The organism is Sellimonas intestinalis (assembly GCF_001280875.1).
In the GTDB taxonomy this organism is placed as follows: domain Bacteria; phylum Bacillota; class Clostridia; order Lachnospirales; family Lachnospiraceae; genus Sellimonas; species Sellimonas intestinalis.
The window spans coordinates 450,080-469,395 of sequence record NZ_LGAJ01000003.1 but is presented as its reverse complement, the minus strand read 5'-3'; the positions used below and the strand labels follow the sequence as shown (position 1 = coordinate 469,395).

Sequence of the window (19,316 nt, the reverse complement as noted above, 5' to 3'; positions counted from 1 at the left end):
GTAAATTAATGGTAACATAAGCCTTTTCATTTTACGACTTCAATATCAAAGAATTCCACTTTCCCGTCTTGTGCCATAAATCCGATTTCATACTCCGTCTTTTCATATACACGATATGTAAAAGCGGCCCTTTCTCCGATAAATATTTCTACCATATCTTTATCCATAACCACTTTTACATCTATCACTTCTCCTTCCTTAAACAAAAACGGCTTTTCACATACCCGGATGCCATCCGGTCCCGGATTTTTGGGCGTCCCTACATTTGTGCAGGATTCCCTCCAAAACGGGTCCACATCCATCGGAAGATTTACAAGAGAGAGTCTTTTCATTCCACTTTCTATCCGAAGTTCAAGACATCTTGACGCATCCCGGTTTGATTTCAATAGCAGTCCGCAGTAATCACGGCAGTCCGTTATCCGTAATTTACAGCGGAATAAAAATGTTTCCGCTTTTTCTATATTTAAAAACCCATAGGAAAATGTACTTACCGCATCCAGCTCCACTGTCTTTGGCCCGTACATCCGGCTTGTCCCCCATACCGCTTCATACATCCACGGAATCTTTTCACACGCTGCCTCCACATATTCTCGAGGCATCTTTACATCCAGTTCTCCTTCTTTGTTTACCGTTACCTCGTGCGGAATGCAAAACGCCCCGCCCCAATACCATTCTCCCATATCGCTTTTTCGGGCACGGTCATGTGCCCATGCAAAATAAAATCTTCTACCTTCATCATTCTCACACGACTTCGCCGCATAAAAACGCCGTCCTCCGATACCATCCATTTTAGGAGTTCTCCATGGGCCAAACGGAGATTTTGCCACCCGGTAAATTGTATTGACGAATTCCGAAAACCGTGAATAGGATAAATACCAGTTACCGTTTATTTTGTACATTTCACAACATTCCGGACAGTTTGTATGATACGGCTTATAAATTGGGCCGTAATGCTCCCATGTTTTCAAATCCCGAGAACGATAAAGAACAATACATCCTGTTTTTGTAGGCGGGCCTTCTTTTAATCTTCCCGAAATCAAAATCCAGTAACAGTCATCATCTTCATTATAAAATACATACGGATCTCTCCAATCCAACGTTTCATATAATTCCGGTATGGGTTTGATAACCGGGTTTCCCACATCTTTTATCCAGTGAATTCCGTCATTACTTACCGCATGACAGATTGTCTGTTGGGAATCAATGTGATAATTATATCCTGTATAATAAATATGATACTTTCCTTCTCCATAGATAACGGAACCCGTCCAGACTCCATCCGCGTCCGGGTCCGTTCCCTCTCCCGGATACAAAGCCGTTTCCAATTCCTCCCAGTGAATCAAGTCCTTTGAAACCGTGTGGCTCCACGTTGTCCGCAGCCGTTCCGGATATACCGTCGTTCCGGTAGGCGGCGTCAACGAAAAAATATGATATATCCCATCATGATAAAACGGAATCGCATCTCCTGTCGAATCTGCAAAAGACGGCTTTCTAAAAATCTCCATTTTCTTTTTCCTCCTTAGTGTGTAATTTTTTTCTTTTTCAATTTTTCGGAGAGTGCTTCTTTCCTTGAATCTAAAATGACTGCCGCCAAAATGATAAGCCCCTTTACGACAAGCTGCCAAAATGAGCTGACTCCCATCAAGTTTAATCCGTTGCTTATGATTCCAATCACGATTGCTCCGAATACCGTCCCGCTGATTCTTCCCACACCGCCTGACATAGAAACTCCTCCAAGCACACATGCCGCGATTGCATCCATTTCGTAGCCTTCGCCTGATGCCGGCTGTCCGGAATACATACGCGACGCCAGAACGATTCCGGCAAAAGCCGCAAGGACGCCGGTTATGGTAAATACGAGAATCTCTATTTTTTTAATAGGAACACCGGATAGCCTTGCGGATTCCCTGTTTCCGCCCACCGCATAAATATATGTGCCAAATTTTGTTTTTCCCAGAAGAATGGCAAAAACAACAATAAGCAGAATCATATACGCCACAGGAAGCGGAATAATTCCAAATAAATATCCCGTCCCCAGCATTGCAAAGCTGTCATCGGTAATTCGCGTGGACTGACCTTTGCTGTAAATATACGCAATCCCTTTTGCAATATTCATTGTTGCCAGCGTCACGATAAATGCGGGAACCTTAAATGTCGCAACAATTATTCCGTTTACCAGTCCGACAACCGCTCCCAAAAGAAGACCTGCCGCGATTGCCGCCGCCATCGGTAAACCGTTGTTTACCATAAACCCAACCGTAAGAGTGCCGCTCATTGCTACAATAGACCCGACAGAAAGGTCAATCCCGCCGAGAATAATGACCATTGTCATCCCAAGAGCCAAAAACACGTTATTGGAAATCTGCCTTAAAACAGAAATCACGTTGTTCACCGTCATAAATTTCGGTGTAAGCAAGGTAAGTCCTATGGCAATAATAAACATAACGCTTATAATTCCGATATTGGATTTCAGCATGAATACAACCGGATTGTTCTTTTTTATCGTGCTTTGTTTATTCATTTTTATTCCCTCCTGTGGCATAGTGCATAATTGCTTCCTGATTCAGCTCGTTTTTTGCAAGCCTTCCTACAATATTTCCGGAACGTACAATACAGACGTTATCACACATATTCATAATTTCCGGAAGTTCGGAGGATATCAGAATGATTGCCATTCCTTTTTCAGCAAGTTCGTTAATAATTGAGTAGATTTCCGCCTTTGCCCCGATATCCACTCCCCGTGTTGGCTCATCTAAAATCAACACTTTCGGAGCCGTCGCAAGCCATTTGGCAAGGACTACCTTCTGCTGGTTTCCGCCCGAAAGACTGCCGGCGGAAATATCTTTTGACGCAGCTTTTATATTCAGTTCATCCATATAATTTTCTATGACTCGGTTTTTCTTTTCTTCGCTTAAAAGCAGCCCTTTTTTCACTTTATCAAGACTTGATAACGTAATATTAAAACCAACGGAATTAATTAAAGTAAGTCCCTGCTTTTTTCTGTCCTCCGGAACCATGGCAACCCCTTTTGCTATGGCATCGCGGCTATTTTTAAAACGTACCTGTTCTCCATCCAGCCAGATTTCTCCACTGTCATATGTATCTGCTCCGAATACCGCCTGCATGATTTCACTTCTTTTCGCACCGACCAGTCCCGAAAACCCGAGAATTTCTCCTGCCCGTACCGAGAAACTCACATCTGAAAAAACACCTTTTTTTGTCAGATGTTCCACTCTTAAAAGTTCCTTTTCCAGTTTATTATAAGTTCTTGTATAATAATTGGTAAGACTTCGTCCCACCATCATACTTACCAGCTCATCTGTATTTGTTTCCCTGGTTTTTACGGTTCCCACATATGTACCGTCACGCATAACCGTAATTTTATCGGTAACTTCATAAAGTTCTTCCATACGGTGCGAGATATAAATAATGCTTACCTTTTGCTTTTTCAGCTTTCTCATCGTTTCAAACAGCTTTTCAACCTCTTCATCGGAAAGCGAGGAGGTTGGCTCATCCATCACAAGAATCTTAATATGAAAAGAAATCGCCTTGATGATTTCTACCATCTGCTGCTGTGCAATACTAAGCTTTCCCACCGGCATCGTTACATCCACATAAAGTCCGAGTCTTTCCGTCATTTCTTTTGCCTGCCGGTTCATCGCTTTCATATCTTTTGTTCCGAGTTTTGTTTTCAGTTCTCGTCCCAGAAAAATATTTTCCGATACACTTAAATACGGCACCAGCACGATTTCCTGATGAATGATTCCGATACCCGTTTCCTGCGCTTCCTGCACCCCTGCCATTTTGACTTCTTTTCCGTCAATTCTTATCATACCTGTGTCAGGCTGATAAATCCCTCCAAGTATCTTTATAAGCGTCGATTTGCCCGCACCGTTCTCGCCGAGCAGTGCATGGATTTCTCCTTCTTCCAGTGAAAAGCCGATACCAGAAAGCGCCTGTGTCGCCCCAAAGCTTTTACTGATATTTTCCATTTCCAATATCGTCCTGCCCATCTGTAAACCACCTCTTCTTATAATGAAAGGAACCGGTCAAAAAGCCGGTTCCTTTTTTGTATCTTACCGTCTTTTTATCCGCCGGATTACTGCCACTTATCTTTTGTCTCCTTTGCCTCATCCACGGAAACCAGATGGGAATCCAGCCAGATTTCTTTTTCGATTGTATCCCCTTTCATAAGAGAAACTGCTGACTCCACGGCCGTTTCCGCAATTCCAAGAGGCACTTGGCATGCAACGGCTGTAAATGAGCCGTCAATCAATGCGGCTTTTCCATCCGGGGAAGCGTCAATAGAGTACACTCCGATTTCCCCTGTTTTATTTGCCGCCTGAATTGCCGCAGCAGCACCCAGCGCAGACGGATCATTGATACAGAAAAACGCATCAATGTCCGGATTTGCCTGAATAATATCTTCTGCCAGCTTCATAGAATCATCAAGCGCCGCTTTCCCGTCCTGCTGTGCCTCAATGTCAAATTTACTTTTATTGTCTCCAAGCCCGGAAAAGAAACCGTCCACTCTGTCTACACAGCTTTCATTTGACGGGAAATCCAAGACCGCTATTCTTGCTCCATCCGGATAATCTCTTACCATTTGTTCTCCTACCAGTTCCCCTGCCTGATATGCGTTTGTCCCGATTACCGTTTCCACCAAGTCTCTGTCGTCTTCAATTACCGCAGTATCGACATTGATGACCTTAACCCCTGCATCATTTAACTCCTGAAGTCCCTGCCGTATCCCCGCCGAATCTACCGGAATTACAAAGACCGCATCAAATTCCTGATTTGCCGCATCGGATAACTGGCTTAACTGGGTATTCAAATCATAATCCGGATCAAAACACGTATACTCATATCCCTCATCCTTGCATAATTCTTCGAATTTCTCATTCATAGAAGATTGAAACGTATTATTCAACGTGTTTGTCAAAAACGCGAAACTATAATCTCCATCTTTTTTAGCTGCTTCCTTTCTGCTGTCCTTGTTTTCCATCGCTGATTTTGATGTACATCCTACCAGTGTACAAGCCGTCATTACCGTACATAAAAAAATTGACACTAATCTCTTTTTCATCTGTGAATCCTCCTTTGCAAACCCCTATTTTCCACTGCTCTCCTGCAGCTTTTAGTTTACGTAAAAGATATCACACCAAAAAATTAGTGTCAATTATGTGTATCTATTTTCGTTATATTTACGCTCTGTTTTTTTGATTTACGTAAATTAATTTATTTGTCAAAAAAATTTATCAGCTTTTTCGGTACCGGTTCATGCATAATTTCTTTCCACGCCCGTACAAAATTGTTCTTCTGCACAGTATAAGGAGAAACTCCCACATACTTGTACTGCGTATTCCCAAGAAGTGCCTTTGCCGTAGCAAGCGCAACCGCCACTCCCTGTTCATAAGGTCTTTGCGTCCCCATTCCCTTTACCATTTTTTCCTGTACAAGATATTCCCCTATTTCTTCGTCCAAATCATAAGTAAAAATTGCCACGTCTTCCCTTCCCAGCTCCTTAAGCGCACGGATAGCCTGAAGGGCCGGCCTGTCCCAGCAGATATAAAGCGCTTCAATATCAGGGTGGGTTTTCATCATATCCCGACATATCCTGTATGCGTCATCTATGTTGAGAAAATTGCTTACCGCCACAATCTCAATGTTCGGATAATTTTCGCAGATTACCTGTGTAGCTACCATATCTCTTAAATAGGTACCGTAAAACGCCGCTCCGTGTTTAATAAATCCCGCTTTTACATGGTGTCTGCCTTTAAAATATTCCCCCATAAGAGAAGCCGCAATCCGGCCGTTTTCCCGTTCATTTACAGACACACATGTTATGTAATCCTTTGCCTCAAATCCTGTCGGGACATTACTCATAAAGATAAGCTTCGCCTTTTTTGAGAGCTTTTTAAATACCGGCGCCGTAATGGTATCGTCACACGGAATGGCAATGACCGCATCCGGTCTTTGCATACTGATTCCTTCCAACTGCGTAACCTGAAGATAAGGGTCAAAATGTGCATCCGTTACCGCAACTACCGTAATCCCGAATTTTTCCAGTGTTTCCCGTATTCCGTTTTCATGCAGCGTCTTCCATGCCGTGCCGCCATAATGAAAAGAAATAGCAACCTTAAAGTCCCCCTCTCTGATTTTTTCCTTTTCTTCCTCTGTAAATGTTATGTCATCCGGCGAAAACGCTTTTTCTCCAAACGGCCCGCGTCCGATCATCTGCGTTGATTTACGGATAAACAGCTTCGCCGGAATCCTCATCCTTCCAAAGCTGCATTTGCGCTTTTCTATCTTATCCGTTATTTTCAAAACCGCTGCCTCTGCCATCCCTTCTACATCCTGCTTAATTGTCGTAAGCGGCGGGGTAAGCAGCTCGCACCACTCTTCATCTCCAAATCCCACCACGGATATATCTTCCGGACAACATAGCCCCATTTCCTGCATGACTCTAAGCAGTTTCAATGTTAGATGATTACTGCCCGACACAATAGCCGATGGGCGTCTGTCTCTGTAAAAGCATTTTATCTTTTCCCCATATTCTTCATTTCTCATAACCGTAAGAATATTTCTTGTGTCAAACTCCAGCCCGGATTCCACCATTGCTTTCCGATACCCTTCAAGCCGTTCCTTTACCGTGCTTGATTCCATACGTCCCAAAAGAACCGCTATTTTTTCATGTCCGCTTTTAATCAGATGTTTGACCGCCTTATATACTGCCTGCTCATTGTCCGAAAGAACACAGTCATCTTCTCCTTCTACCTTTCTCTCCAAAAAAACAAGCGGAATTTCTCTTGCCAAAACCTTTTCGTAATTTTTCCTGTCCGCAGTACACGGAATCAAAATAATCCCCGCTATATTCCTGTCCCCGCACAGACGCAAAAGGATGTTTTTTTCCAGTTCCGTATCGTAATTACTGTAATATACCGCAGTCAAATACCCTTTTTTTAACAGGCTTTCCGATATATCTCTCACCAGCCTGATATATAAGGTCCCACCCGCTTCAGGCACTACAACGGCCACAACCGTTTTTGTCCCTGTTTTCCATTCTTCTTTTTTCTTACGGTACTTTTCCGTATAACCGGTTTCGTGCATTGCGTTTTCTACTTTTTTTATCAACTCTGGACTTACGTATCTCGTTCCGTTTATGACATGAGACACCGTTGCAATGGAAACGCCCGCTTCTTTTGCAACTTCCTTAATAGTAGCTCCCACACGCACACCTCCTTCGCCTTTAAAATTTACGTAAATAATTCATTGAAAGTGTAACATGATTTTATTTTTATGTAAATATTTCCAGTTAAAACTTTGTTGGATTTTATCCACCCCGGCATGATGTTCTTCGTTTCCATAAAATTTAGGGGCTGTAAAAAAATCGCCTAACTAGAAATCGCCAGTATCGGCAAATACCGCTTCTGGCGATTCTGTTCCTATCCATATCAATATACTACCAGTGAATTTGTTCTTTTTATTTCGCTATAACTCTCTTTATCCGCTATACGTAACCACTCTTTTAACTTTTCATTCTTCTCCAACGGAGTAAGGGAAAAAATCACTTTTGTAGCGTAAGGATTGCGTAGCGATTGAGACAGCGCACTCAACAGCCCTGTTGTAATACTCCCCTGCAAAAACGTAGATTTGGCACAAATGAAAAATTCGTCGCTAAAATTATATGGATTTTTCAAATAGAAATTTGTAACGAGATCATGACAGGACATCACCCCTTTATAAATATATCCCGAATCCACATAATGTTCCAAATCTTCGCAAGAATAATATACCGACACCTGATCTTTATCGTCCCCATCAGTTACTTCAAAAACACAGGCATGAATCTGCTTATCAATTCCAAAGTATTGATACATATAAAACAAATTACTGCGTCTGAAAAAATTGATTGTATTCGTTCGATATTTCTCTTGTTTAACACTTTTTTGATAATCAAGCAGTTGATTTACTGTCACATCCAGAGCTTCCGCAATATGAAATAATGTCCGAATATCTATGGATAATTTTGCGTTTTCATATTTTGAAATAGCAGAAGGACTTAAGTGTACCATTCGTGCTAACTGTGTGACTGTAAGTTTTCGCTTTACACGATAAAACTTAATTTTTCTACCTATATGTTCCAGTAAATCATTTTGCATCATGTACTCCATCATATTCCTCCTAACTACGTTATTGCTTTATATTATCATATTTTTGCTTTTTTGTTTCCAAATTGGAAAAACTTTTCACTTTGTTAATTATTTATCTATATTATACTTGGATTTATAAGAGATTTCGACATGTTTTTTCTGTTTTGGAAAATATGAATTATTTTTATTTCCACAATGGAAAAAATATTGATTTGCATTTATCTATAAATTAAGAGAAAATACCTATAACAAAAAGGAATTCCTTCGGCCAAATATTTAATTATTTATTTTCGAAAGGGTGTGCGTATATGGAAACTCGCAGCTACAAAAAAAATCGCTTTGTCATTATACTAGTGGCAATAGCCGGAATGAGCGTCTATCTCCTTCCATATTTTCGTTACTATTACTACGACGCCTATGTGGCATACTTTGGAATTAATGACCTGCAAATGGGAATGCTCGGAAGTATCTACGGCGCTCTGGCCATCATAGGTTATTGCTTAGGTGGCTGGGTTGCTGACAGAGTATCATTAAAATTAGCTATTTCCGGCTCTTTAATTGTAACCGGTGCAAGTGCTATTATCTTGCTTATGAAACCTGTCTTCCCGATTCACGTTGCAATTTATGGACTTTGGGGCGTTACTTCCATCTTAACATTCTGGAATCCATGCATGAAAGCACTTCGTGCATTATGCAAGCCGGAAGAACAAGGGCGCGGATATGCTTTGTTTGATATGGTAAGAGGTATGCTTAATTTCCTCACCGGACTTGTTGTCCTTGCAGCATATACCGCCGTTGCCAATAAGATTGGGGAAGCTAACGGAATTACCGGACTTATTACTTTCTACGGTGCGGAAGCTATCATTGTAGGTATCATTGTTTACTTTGCCCTCAAGAAAACACTTCCGGATTTCTTGGAAAATAAAAATAAGTCACAGAAAAATACCAGTTTTGCAAAAAATGTATTGACAACCTTGAAGAAACCGACTACCTGGTGTGTTGTCATTATGATGTTCATGACTTATGGCGTCATTATTACTTATAACTATGTCGTACCTTATTGTACCGCTGCATTTGGGATGTCTGCCGCATTAGCAAGCATCATGGGATATGCTGCCAATGGTTTTCGTTTTTGTGGTTGTTGGATTGGCGGACAGATTGCCGACCGGAAAGGGTTATCTAATATGTTGTTAGTTGATATCATATTGATGATTATTGGAGTTTCCGGACTGCTTTTCACACCACGTTCTATGAATTTTATGTGGATGCTTGTTATCTCAATTGCATTGTTATGCAGCTTCATGTATAGCGCTCAGGCATTGCATTACGCAGTCTTAGAGGAAGGCGATTATCCGGTCGAAATCATGGGCGCTACTACTTTTATCCTCTCTCCAATCGGATACGGAATTGCAGAAAGTATTATGCCAATGTATAATGGATGGTGTCTGGAACATTTCAAAGGTCTTGCCGGATATGAAGCTATTTTCAAAACATTTATCGTTATGCTTTGTATAGCACTGATTGCGACCCTTATTTTCCGGAAACTTACAAAAGAAAGACGCTTGGAACTTGCCAGAATAAGAGATAAGAACACTTCTGCCAAATCAGAAACTCAGGAATAACAATATATATTATAAAATCATGATAGGAGGTTGATTTTCATGATGAACAAAGAACGTTTAAAGAGAGTAATTACTGAAATGAAAAAATTAGGATTAAAACAGATTCTTGTGTCTGATGACCCGTCTATCTTCTGGCTCACAGGACGCATCGTTAATCCTATGGAACGTTGCGGAGCTATTCTCATAAAAGATGATGGTGATGTACATGCTTTCATGAATAACTTATTCTGTTTTGCTCCTTTAGATGGTGTAACTATGCACTACTATGCGGATGGTGAAAACCCATATAAACTCATTGCGGATGAATTAGTTCCAGGCCCTGTAGGTTTTGATAAAAACTGGGCAAGTAAACATACGATTTCTATATTAAAAGAACGAAACGATATTATCCCGGAATTTGGTTCTGAACCAATTGATATCTGCAAGTCTCACAAGGATGAATCTGAACGAGAAGCATTGCGCCATGCAGCCAAGATCAATGATATGGCAGTAGAATTTGGCATTAACCATATCAGCCCTGAGTTAGACGAATTAACTCTTTCCAACATGATCGAGGAGTTTTTTGAAAAACACGGTGCTGTTCAAGACATCCAGTTGCAATATGTATGTTACGGAAAAAATGCCGCTGAACCTCATCACGGGGCTGTAGCTGGAGAAATGCTTCATGAAGGTGATGCTGTTCTTTTCGATTTGTGGGCACCTATCAATAATTACTGGTGCGATATGACAAGAACTGTTTTCTATAAGAGTGTTAGTGAAGAACATCGTAAAGTTTATGAAATCGTAAAACAGGCACAGCAAGCTGCCATAGATTTTGTGAAACCCGGGGTAAAAATGTCTGATATTGACGCAGTGGCCCGCAAAGTAATCTCAGATGCCGGGTATGGTGAATACTTCCTTACCCGTACTGGCCATGGAGTCGGTATGACTGTCCATGAGCCACCAGAAGCAAGTCCGTCCTGTGATCTTGTTGCAGAAGTGGGAATGTGCTTTTCCATCGAACCTGGTATTTATTTGAAAGATAATGTTGGTGTACGAATTGAAGATTTAGTTATCGTTACAGAAGATGGATGTGAAGTTTTAACTAAGTATCCAAAAGATCTTCAGGTTGTTGAATAAATTCCAAAAAGTAAGTTTATAAAACAGAGAATCCGGTTGATGCTGATTTCTTCTAATTGTTAGATCATGGCCGTGTTTCACATTGCGAAATTTGGGTTTGTTCCCCAAAACAGAACTTTGAGAACAAACCACCTGCTATGCACAACATCATCAATAATAAAAGAATCTGCTTTGAAACAGGCAGATTCTTTTATTTAGTGGTAAAATTTTTCATTCCATTTATTTCCCTTTTTCTGTCAAAAATGATTGAAATAAAAAAAGTGATACGTTATCATTGATACTATCAAAAATGATATACATTATTTTCTGTGCATTATCAGGATTGGAGTTCAAATATGAAAATTGCAGTTATTTTAACAGAGTTCTTAAATGATTATGCAAAAAACTATTATCAGTCCCTTGCATTAAATTGCGAACTATCCTATTTTATATACAAAGATTTTCAAGATGCAGGAGAGCTTTACCTCGCTCTGGAGCCGGATTATGACGGATTCCTTGTCAGTGGGCCTGTTCCAAGAGCAGCCATCTGCCAACGTGTTCCTTCTCTTCCCAAACCCCTTATTTCTTTTGGAAGCAGCCCCCTGTGTTATTATGAGTCTTTTTTTCAGATTCAATATAATGAGAAAGACTTCTATCTGGAACGAGGCTATTATGACCTGATGGAATGGTATTCCGGAGAGCCGGACCGGCCGTTATATGACTTTCTCAAACGGGGAGAGTTTCACGATCTGATTATGGAGATTTACCAGAACACTTCCAGCTATTCTCTCGAACAGCTTTGTGAAATGGAAGAAAAAATTAAAGAAAGACATATCCGTCTCTGGAGGGAAGGACGAATCCAGTATTCTGTTACACGTTTTAGCAATATTATGCCGGATCTGCTCCATGCCGGGGTCAAAACCTACTTTGTTTATCCTAAATATGAGATTCTGAAAGAAGCCATTACTACATTACTTCAGGAAGTTTCTCTGAAAGCAATGCTTCAGAACCAGACGACAATCGCCGCATTGAATCAGCAGTATTCGTCCCAGTTCCTATTCCAAAGGCAGGCCAGATCCCAGTCTTCAGAGTATGGAAGAGACTATCTGGATGCGCTCTCCAGACGTACCGGCTTTTCTCTTTCTTATGTCCGTCGTTTTGTTACTGCCCTTGAGACGCTTAACAATGAACATGTGACTTCACAGAATCTTGCCTCTGCGCTTGACATCACACCACGCAGTGCCAACCGTCTCTTGAAACGTCTTCTGAATTGTGGCGTAGCAGAAGAAATCACTACGGACCACCTTCCAAACCGTGGAAGGCCGGAAAAAGCATACCGAATCCTGAATTAAACTTTTTACGAAAACAGAGCGTATCTGACGCCAAACACAGATACGCTCTATTCCGTTCCTATATTGATTATGTATGTCACATTGTCTGATGGGCGTTTAGCCATTTCACAGCACAGTACGCAAAGGCCGCAACTGCATTTTTCATTCCATCTTCATTAAAGATTACTTTTGCGTTATGGCTGATATACGGATAACCCTCCTGCTTGTCTCCCAGACTGATCCGAAAAAATACTCCCGGCACTTCTTTTAACACTTCCCCAAAATCTTCTGATCCCATGATAGGAGGAAGTATTTTCGTCTGCTCTTTCCCAAGCAGTTCTTTGACATAACCAAACATCTCTTCTCCCACTGTATCATCGTTGACTGTCGCCGGAAGTTCACTGGTAAATATTACTTCAGCCCGCCCTCCAAACATCTCCGCGGTCTGTGTAGAGATTTCTGCAAGTCTTTGTTTCGCCAGTTCTCTGACGCTCTCTTCGTAAGCCCTTATACTTCCGCACATGTAACCTGTTTCCGGAATCACATTTCCTGCTTTTCCAGCATTGATCTGCCCGATTGTAAGAGCAAGCTGTGCGCTGCGTGGTTTTTCCGCACATTCTATCACCTGTATAGCACTGTATATCTGTGTCAAAATCTGAATTGGATTCACTCCGGATTCAGGACTGGCTCCATGAGCACTCTTTCCGTAAACCCGTATCTGAAATATATCTGCTGAAGCCATCATAGCCCCTTTCGTATATCCCACCGTGCCTGTCGGAAGATGATCCCTTGCCACAACCTGATGAAAGCCCATACAAGCGTCGACTTTGGGATTTTCCAGAATTCCTGACTGGATCATCAATCTGGCGCCTCCGCCTCCTTCTTCTCCCGGTTGAAACATAAATTTGATCTTTCCACAAAATTCATGTCTGTGCTCATGCAAAAGTCTGGCAGCCCCAAGAAGAATTGCCATATGTGTGTCATGGCCGCATGCATGGCTGACTCCAGGTGTTCTGCTTGCATATGGAAGTCCACTTTCCTCCTGTATCGGAAGCGCATCCATGTCGGCTCTTAAAAGCAGAGTTTTTCCCGGTTTCCCACTATCAAGGACAGTTGTAAGACCTGACTGACAGATCCGCTCTGTTTCATATCCCATTTTCTGAAGTTCCCGCTCTACATAAGCGGATGTTTTAGGAAGATCCAACAGTAATTCCGGACACTGATGCAGATCTCTCCTCCATAAGACTACCTGTTGCTGGATTGTTTCCGCTTCTTTTATAAAATCCACCATCCCCTGCCTCCTTTATTCCGGAACTCCGATTTCATCCGGTATCGGACATTTATAGGTTCTTCCTTCCATCTGACGGTCAAACTCTTCCTTTGCCTTTCTTAGAATCTCCGGCTGTTCTATCAGTTTGACGCCATAACATGCCATAACTTTCGCGGCATATATCATTCCTTTTTCACCTATACTGCTTCCTGCACAGGCCGTAAACTGCCAGCTATGAGCCGGTGCTCCCATATTGGTACATGCTGTAAAGAAATAAGCGGTCGGCATCAAATGCATGACATCCCCAATATCCGTGGATCCATAACTATTAAAACAGGTTACTTTTCCTGGTCCTTCATACAGATGGGTTCCTGCCGGCAAACCATATTTTTTTCTTGTCGCTTCTGCCGCCACCGGCATCTGTGCATCCAGCTCGGCCGCAAATGCGATTTCCTCCTGCGTCCATGGTTCTTGTGCGATCTCATTCATAGATTCCGCGACCACTTCCGCAAGAATTCTGTTATTCATCGTATTGTAGCACCCTCCGAGAAATTCCACTTCGACTGAAGTATCTGTCATCATTGCAGCTCCCTTTGCTACCCGTACAAGGCGATTGTACACATCTTCTACCACTTCCCTTGAAAATGCCCGTACATAATACCACACTTCCGCCTGATCCGGTACAACATTAGGAACAATTCCACCGTCCGTGATCGTATAGTGGATCCTGACATCTGACGGAACATGTTCTCTTAAATAGTTGGCTCCTACATTTGTCAGTTCCACTGCATCCAGTGCGCTTCTTCCGTTTTCCGGGGCATTTGCCGCATGAGACGAGACCCCATGGAATCGGAACTTCATCGAATTTACCGCTGTAGAAACTCCGGTTGTTGCTTCATTGATTTTATTTGGATGAAAGTTTATCGCAACATCAACTCCTTCAAACGCTCCGCCTCTTGCCATCAGCGGTTTCCCTGTCAGAAGTTCTTCACCCGGACAGGCAAAAAACAAAATCGTTCCCGGAAGATTTTTTTGAATCATCTCTTCTTTCAGCCCAATGACAGCTCCTACATGTGCCGTACAGAGCAGGTTGTGTCCACATCCGTGACCGTATGTCTGTTCCGGAATTTCTTCTTTCTTGGAAGAAACTTTCTGGCTCAGTCCCGGCAATGCGTCAAATTCTCCCATAAATCCAATCACCGGATGCCCATTTCCATAGGAAGCCTTGATTGCTGTCGGCACACCTCCTGCTCCCCTCTCTACCCGAAAGCCTTCTCTTTCCAGATAGTCAGCTACTTTTTCACTTGCCTTGACTTCTTTAAAACCTGCTTCTGGATTCCTCCAGATATACTGGCTGATTTCATCGAGCTCACCCCTTTTTCGCTCAATCTCTTTTGACGCAATTTCTCCGTCCATGTTACTACCTCCTTTTTCTGTAAAACTTCTCATTAACTAAATATCATCGGACTGATAATACTTGCGAATGCTACGGAGGCAATGGTAACTGTTACAAATCCTCCGATGATCATTTTAGGAAGCATATAGTCCATCGCTCTTTGCCGGTCCTCTCCCTCCCATTCAAAAGAATCTACTGCCTCTGTTGTAATAATCTGTGTTGCAGGATAAGCAAGCATGCAGGTAACGCCGATTGCCGCTGAAGCAAACGGGGAATACCCCAACATCTTTCCTATCAGTCCACAAAGTGCAGTAATTCCAATAGAGCAAAGCAAAAGAATTCCAAATACCGGTACGATCATACTCAACAGGCTGGATGGTGATACCTGGGCAAGGCTGCCCGGAAGCATCAAAAGCAGACCAAACGTAATAATGCCAGAAGATCCGGATTTTGCAAAAATATCCTTTTCGAGAAACCCGATTCTTGCAAAAATCAAGCCAAATAACAGGTAGGAAATATTTGGATTTAAAATATAGTTTTCCGGACTGGATCCCGGAATCAATGTTGCTTTCCCGACAAAATCAGCCAGACAGGCAACCAATGCTACTTTGCAGATATAGATTGTATTTGTCCGTAGATTTTTTGGTGTTTCTTTAAAAATACGCATACTCGGAAGACGCAGCGCTTTCGTTGTTTCCACCTGCTTTTTAAAATAACCTTGCTGTCTTTTTATGCCCAGATCTTTCCGGATACAGAATGTGGAAATCGGAATACCAAAAAATTTTTGAACCGAAAGAACCAAAACCGCAAAAGCTGCCAGTTCCGGCCTGTTAGCCGCTTCCGCCGCACCTGTCACTATGATCCCCGCCACAGTCGATCCTGCCACCGGAGGGGCTGCAATTAACGCATATTCTCTTCCGAAAATCAGAGAGCCTACAGTAAAACAAATCAATGCAATCGCTCCTATACTCACGAGCGCGATGACTACGGTCTTCCATTCCCGTATCATATCTTCCAGGTTAATTAAAGTACCGATATTAGTAATCATAAAAGCGGTACCAAAATTTGACATGACAGTTACTAACCCTGACTGGGTTGTAATATCATCCGGTAAAATTCCACTCCAGAATCCTGCAAGAAACAGTACGCACGCAAACAACAATGAGGAAATCGCCCCTTTTGTCTTTTTTGACAAAATCTCTCCTATTGAATACACGACAAGGCATCCCGTAATACAAGTCAATGGATTCCAAAAACTCATCTTTTCATCCTCCTTCTAAAATCCGCTTTTTCATCTTCTCTTCCTCCTGTGCACAGTTTGAGACTCTACGTCTTTAAATTATCCTGATTAAAAGACGCAAAATTTTCATTTATCTCGTTTAATAATATTATTAATTATGTTTATAATACATTTTATCTATATTAAATGTCAATAGTCAACTGTTTTTTTGTCAATTATGTCATTTCTTAGTCTCTTTTTCGTCTTATTAAAAGACGTTTTTGTTTATTGTGAATGTCCTTTAATCTACTTTTGAGATTCTTCAAAAAAAGTGAAACATGGTCAATCCCATAAGGTACTTCCACATATGTTCTTCTCTGAATGGAAACAGATCATTCTACACAGATATTTTTTCCATTCTCCCGTTGTTATTGACAATTCTTTTCTTAAATGCTAATATTTTCCTGGTAAAATTGCCCATAATAAAAGTGAATGACTTCTATTTCAGAAAGGATTGTTTATTATGAATACATTAAAAAGAATATATTGCAGAACTTTCCAGACTGGTTTAAAGCTTGCTTTGCCCTTTCTTCCCTATCGGAAACCGAAAATTGTAGGCAGTGTCAACGCTCTTCCGGACATAATCAAAAGCAACCATTGCGACAAAGTTCTGATTATTACAGATGCCGGTATCCGGAAACTTGGCCTGACTTTCCGGTTAGAAAAAGCTCTGGATCAGGCCGAAGTTCCTTACTGTATCTATGACAAAACCGTGGCCAATCCTACAACCACGAATGTATATGAAGCTATCGCTCTTTATAAATCCGAATGTTGTGACTGCATCATCGGATTCGGCGGCGGCTCCAGCATAGACTGCGCCAAGGCGGTCGGGGCCTGTATTGTAAAGCCTAAACAACCGCTTTCCAAGATGAAAGGAATTTTGAAAGTACACAAAAAGCTCCCTCTTTTGATGGCGATACCGACCACCGCCGGCACCGGAAGCGAAACGACATTGGCGGCAGTCATCACAGACGCCCATACTCGCCACAAATATGCGATTAATGACTTCCCGCTGATTCCGAGATATGCGGTTCTGGATCCGAAAGTTACAATAAGCTTGCCACCTTTCATAACCGCTACTACCGGGATGGATGCCTTGACTCATGCAGTAGAGGCGTATATTGGCAATTCCACTACTTACGGCACGCGCAAAGACGCCATTCTGGCTGTAAAGCTGATTTTTGAAAATATCTACACCGCATATGAGGATGGACGCAACGTAGAAGCACGCCGTAATATGCTGCGAGCCTCTTTCTATGCCGGATGTGCATTTACAAAGTCCTACGTGGGATACGTTCATGCCGTAGCTCATTCTTTGGGTGGAGAATATAATGTCCCGCACGGCCTCGCCAATGCGGTCATTCTCCCAATGGTCTTAAAAGCCTACGGAGAAGTCATACATCCCAAACTGGCCCGACTGGCGGTTGCGGCCGGACTGACAGATCCAAATACTCCATGTGATGAAGCCGCAAAGTGTTTTATTTCTGCTATCCAGGAAATGAAAAAACGCTTTGGTATCGGCAATCATATTCCGGAAATCCAGGAGACAGACGTCCCGAAACTGGCCCATTATGCAGACAAGGAAGCCAACCCGCTCTATCCCGTTCCTGTGCTGATGAGTGCAGCCGAACTGGAAACCTTCTACTATATGCTGATGCCAAATCCAGAGAATCCCAAAAAAGATTCTGATAGATCCGATCACGGCGAATGATACGAAAGGAGTGACAAACCATGACGGAACACGAAATGAAAGAACTTGTTGTCAGACAGAGAACCTACTTTGAAACCGGAGCAACACTGCCGGTCAATTTGCGGATCACCGCGCTACGCAAACTTTATTCCGCAATTTCCGCAAATGAAAACGCAATCCACGATGCCTTAAAAAAGGATCTTGGAAAAAGTGGATTTGAAAGTTATATGTGTGAAACCGGACTTGTTCTCGAAGAAATCAGTTACATGCTAAAGCACATTCGGCAGTTTGCCAGAGAAAAACGAGTCCATACTCCTCTGTCCCAGTTTCATTCCAGAAGTTTTCAAAAGCCATCTCCTTACGGCGTTGTACTCATTATGAGTCCATGGAATTATCCTTTTCTACTGACGCTCTCACCTTTGGCTGATGCACTGGCGGCAGGAAATACAGCCATTGTAAAACCGAGCGCTTACTCTCCTTATACCAGTGCCATTCTTCAGAAAATTCTGTCCCAGTGCTTTGATCCGCAATATGTAGCCGTTGTGACAGGAGGGCGGGCAGAAAACGCCTGTCTATTGCGGGAGCATTTTGACTATATATTTTTCACCGGAAGCCAAAGTGTCGGAAAAGAAGTGATGCGAAAGGCTTCCGAACACCTGACGCCTGTTACCTTGGAACTGGGCGGGAAAAGCCCGTGTATCGTTGACCAGACATCCAATCTGAAACTGGCGGCAAAACGCATTGTTTTTGGAAAATATCTAAACTGCGGACAGACGTGTGTCGCCCCGGATTATGTCTTCTGTCACCGCGCTGTAAAAGACCAGTTAGTCAAAGAAATCATAAAACAGATTCAAAAGCAGTATGGAAAACATCCCCTTCGTAATCCGAATTATGGAAAAATCATCAATAAAAAGCATTTTGATCGGATTCTGGGACTGATTGAAGCTAAAAAAGTAGTACACGGTGGGGCTTCAGATGCAAATGCTCTTCGCATTGAGCCTACTGTTCTGGACAATGTAACATTTGATGACGCTGTGATGCAGGAGGAAATCTTTGGCCCTGTTATGCCCGTCCTGACATTTGACCATCTGGATGACGTGATCCACATCATCAATACACATCCTCACCCTCTGGCGCTTTACTTCTTTACTTCCGATAAAGCAGCAGTTAAAAAGGTCACTGCACGATGTGGTTTTGGCGGCGGATGTATCAATGATACGATCATTCATCTTGCCACAACAGAAATGGGATTTGGGGGATTTGGAGAAAGTGGAATGGGCGCTTATCACGGAAAGATCGGATTTGATACGTTTTCGCATTATAAGAGCATTGTAGATAAAAAGACATGGATTGACCTGCCGATGCGCTATCAGCCATATCGGAGACTTCACGATAAAATGGTGCGCTTCTTCCTGAAATAACAAGAGAAACAGGCAGACATCCAACCACATTTCATTATAGAAACAGATACGCACAA

14 protein-coding genes are annotated in these 19,316 nt (G+C 42.2%); 5 read left to right on the top strand and 9 right to left on the bottom strand.

Annotation, left to right across the window (positions count from 1 at the left end; genetic code table 11):
• Window positions 1–26 precede the first annotated feature (26 nt).
• From AOA56_RS03145 to AOA56_RS03120, 6 genes are all read right to left on the bottom strand, one after another.
• Complete coding sequence (locus tag AOA56_RS03145; protein WP_053768927.1) at window positions 27–1,505, bottom strand: glycoside hydrolase family 32 protein; 1,479 nt, start codon at window positions 1,503–1,505, stop codon at window positions 27–29.
• A gap of 14 nt (window positions 1,506–1,519) precedes the next feature.
• Complete coding sequence (locus AOA56_RS03140; protein ID WP_082349833.1) at window positions 1,520–2,521, bottom strand: ABC transporter permease; 1,002 nt, start codon at window positions 2,519–2,521, stop codon at window positions 1,520–1,522.
• Window positions 2,514–4,013, bottom strand: a complete 1,500-nt coding sequence (locus AOA56_RS03135; protein ID WP_024732682.1) for a sugar ABC transporter ATP-binding protein — start codon at window positions 4,011–4,013, stop codon at window positions 2,514–2,516. Before AOA56_RS03135 ends, AOA56_RS03140 begins: the two co-directional genes overlap by 8 nt.
• Before the next feature lie 86 nt (window positions 4,014–4,099).
• A complete protein-coding gene (locus AOA56_RS03130) occupies window positions 4,100–5,086 on the bottom strand; it encodes a sugar ABC transporter substrate-binding protein (protein WP_024732683.1) in 987 nt (328 codons plus the stop codon).
• 152 nt (window positions 5,087–5,238) lie between these two features.
• Window positions 5,239–7,230, bottom strand: a complete 1,992-nt coding sequence (locus AOA56_RS03125) for a LacI family DNA-binding transcriptional regulator (RefSeq protein ID WP_053768925.1) — start codon at window positions 7,228–7,230, stop codon at window positions 5,239–5,241.
• A 224-nt stretch (window positions 7,231–7,454) separates the two neighbouring features.
• Window positions 7,455–8,177: a helix-turn-helix domain-containing protein gene (locus tag AOA56_RS03120; protein ID WP_082349831.1), complete on the bottom strand. Its 723-nt coding sequence runs from the start codon at window positions 8,175–8,177 to the stop codon at window positions 7,455–7,457.
• Window positions 8,178–8,461: 284 nt separating this feature from the next.
• On the opposite strand from AOA56_RS03120, the gene AOA56_RS03115 reads away from it, so the two are divergent.
• The 3 genes from AOA56_RS03115 (at window position 8,462) to AOA56_RS03105 (ending at window position 12,225) form a co-directional block, all read left to right on the top strand.
• Window positions 8,462–9,775 carry an MFS transporter gene (locus AOA56_RS03115; RefSeq protein WP_053768923.1) on the top strand — a complete coding sequence of 438 codons (1,314 nt, stop codon included), beginning with the start codon at window positions 8,462–8,464 and terminating at the stop codon, window positions 9,773–9,775.
• A gap of 39 nt (window positions 9,776–9,814) precedes the next feature.
• Entirely contained in the window at window positions 9,815–10,894 is a 1,080-nt protein-coding gene (locus tag AOA56_RS03110) for a M24 family metallopeptidase (RefSeq protein ID WP_048621900.1), read from the top strand.
• 335 nt (window positions 10,895–11,229) lie between these two features.
• A complete protein-coding gene (locus AOA56_RS03105) occupies window positions 11,230–12,225 on the top strand; it encodes a hypothetical protein (protein WP_024732687.1) in 996 nt (331 codons plus the stop codon).
• A gap of 76 nt (window positions 12,226–12,301) precedes the next feature.
• Here AOA56_RS03105 and AOA56_RS03100 read toward each other — a convergent pair whose 3' ends face one another.
• The 3 genes from AOA56_RS03100 to AOA56_RS03090 are packed head-to-tail and all read right to left on the bottom strand — an operon-like array spanning window position 12,302 to window position 16,131.
• Window positions 12,302–13,495, bottom strand: coding sequence for a M20 metallopeptidase family protein (locus tag AOA56_RS03100; RefSeq protein ID WP_024732688.1), 1,194 nt, complete (start codon window positions 13,493–13,495; stop codon window positions 12,302–12,304).
• A 12-nt stretch (window positions 13,496–13,507) separates the two neighbouring features.
• The gene (locus AOA56_RS03095) at window positions 13,508–14,890 is read right to left on the bottom strand and encodes a M20 family metallopeptidase (RefSeq protein ID WP_053768922.1); all 1,383 of its coding nucleotides are present in this window, start codon (window positions 14,888–14,890) and stop codon (window positions 13,508–13,510) included.
• Window positions 14,891–14,922: 32 nt separating this feature from the next.
• On the bottom strand, window positions 14,923–16,131 hold the full coding sequence (locus tag AOA56_RS03090) for a hypothetical protein (RefSeq protein ID WP_024732689.1): 1,209 nt from the start codon (window positions 16,129–16,131) through the stop codon (window positions 14,923–14,925).
• A gap of 481 nt (window positions 16,132–16,612) precedes the next feature.
• Between AOA56_RS03090 and AOA56_RS03085 the strand changes: the two genes are divergently transcribed.
• The gene (locus tag AOA56_RS03085; protein WP_053768921.1) at window positions 16,613–17,860 is read left to right on the top strand and encodes an iron-containing alcohol dehydrogenase; all 1,248 of its coding nucleotides are present in this window, start codon (window positions 16,613–16,615) and stop codon (window positions 17,858–17,860) included.
• Between the two features lie 20 nt (window positions 17,861–17,880).
• On the top strand, window positions 17,881–19,260 hold the full coding sequence (locus AOA56_RS03080) for an aldehyde dehydrogenase (RefSeq protein ID WP_053768920.1): 1,380 nt from the start codon (window positions 17,881–17,883) through the stop codon (window positions 19,258–19,260).
• The last annotated feature ends 56 nt before the right edge of the window (window positions 19,261–19,316 follow it).

Bases quoted from the DNA above. Each gene is read 5' to 3' on its own strand.
- AOA56_RS03145 (WP_053768927.1), bottom strand. From the start codon at position 1,505: ATGGAGATTTTTAGAAAGCCGTCTTTTGCAGATTCGACAGGAGATGCG.
- AOA56_RS03140 (WP_082349833.1), bottom strand. From the start codon at position 2,521: ATGAATAAACAAAGCACGATAAAAAAGAACAATCCGGTTGTATTCATG.
- AOA56_RS03135 (WP_024732682.1), bottom strand. From the start codon at position 4,013: ATGGGCAGGACGATATTGGAAATGGAAAATATCAGTAAAAGCTTTGGG.
- AOA56_RS03130 (WP_024732683.1), bottom strand. From the start codon at position 5,086: ATGAAAAAGAGATTAGTGTCAATTTTTTTATGTACGGTAATGACGGCT.
- AOA56_RS03120 (WP_082349831.1), bottom strand. From the start codon at position 8,177: ATGATGGAGTACATGATGCAAAATGATTTACTGGAACATATAGGTAGA.
- AOA56_RS03115 (WP_053768923.1), top strand. From the start codon at position 8,462: ATGGAAACTCGCAGCTACAAAAAAAATCGCTTTGTCATTATACTAGTG.
- AOA56_RS03110 (WP_048621900.1), top strand. From the start codon at position 9,815: ATGATGAACAAAGAACGTTTAAAGAGAGTAATTACTGAAATGAAAAAA.
- AOA56_RS03105 (WP_024732687.1), top strand. From the start codon at position 11,230: ATGAAAATTGCAGTTATTTTAACAGAGTTCTTAAATGATTATGCAAAA.
- AOA56_RS03100 (WP_024732688.1), bottom strand. From the start codon at position 13,495: ATGGTGGATTTTATAAAAGAAGCGGAAACAATCCAGCAACAGGTAGTC.
- AOA56_RS03095 (WP_053768922.1), bottom strand. From the start codon at position 14,890: ATGGACGGAGAAATTGCGTCAAAAGAGATTGAGCGAAAAAGGGGTGAG.
- AOA56_RS03090 (WP_024732689.1), bottom strand. From the start codon at position 16,131: ATGAGTTTTTGGAATCCATTGACTTGTATTACGGGATGCCTTGTCGTG.
- AOA56_RS03085 (WP_053768921.1), top strand. From the start codon at position 16,613: ATGAATACATTAAAAAGAATATATTGCAGAACTTTCCAGACTGGTTTA.
- AOA56_RS03080 (WP_053768920.1), top strand. From the start codon at position 17,881: ATGACGGAACACGAAATGAAAGAACTTGTTGTCAGACAGAGAACCTAC.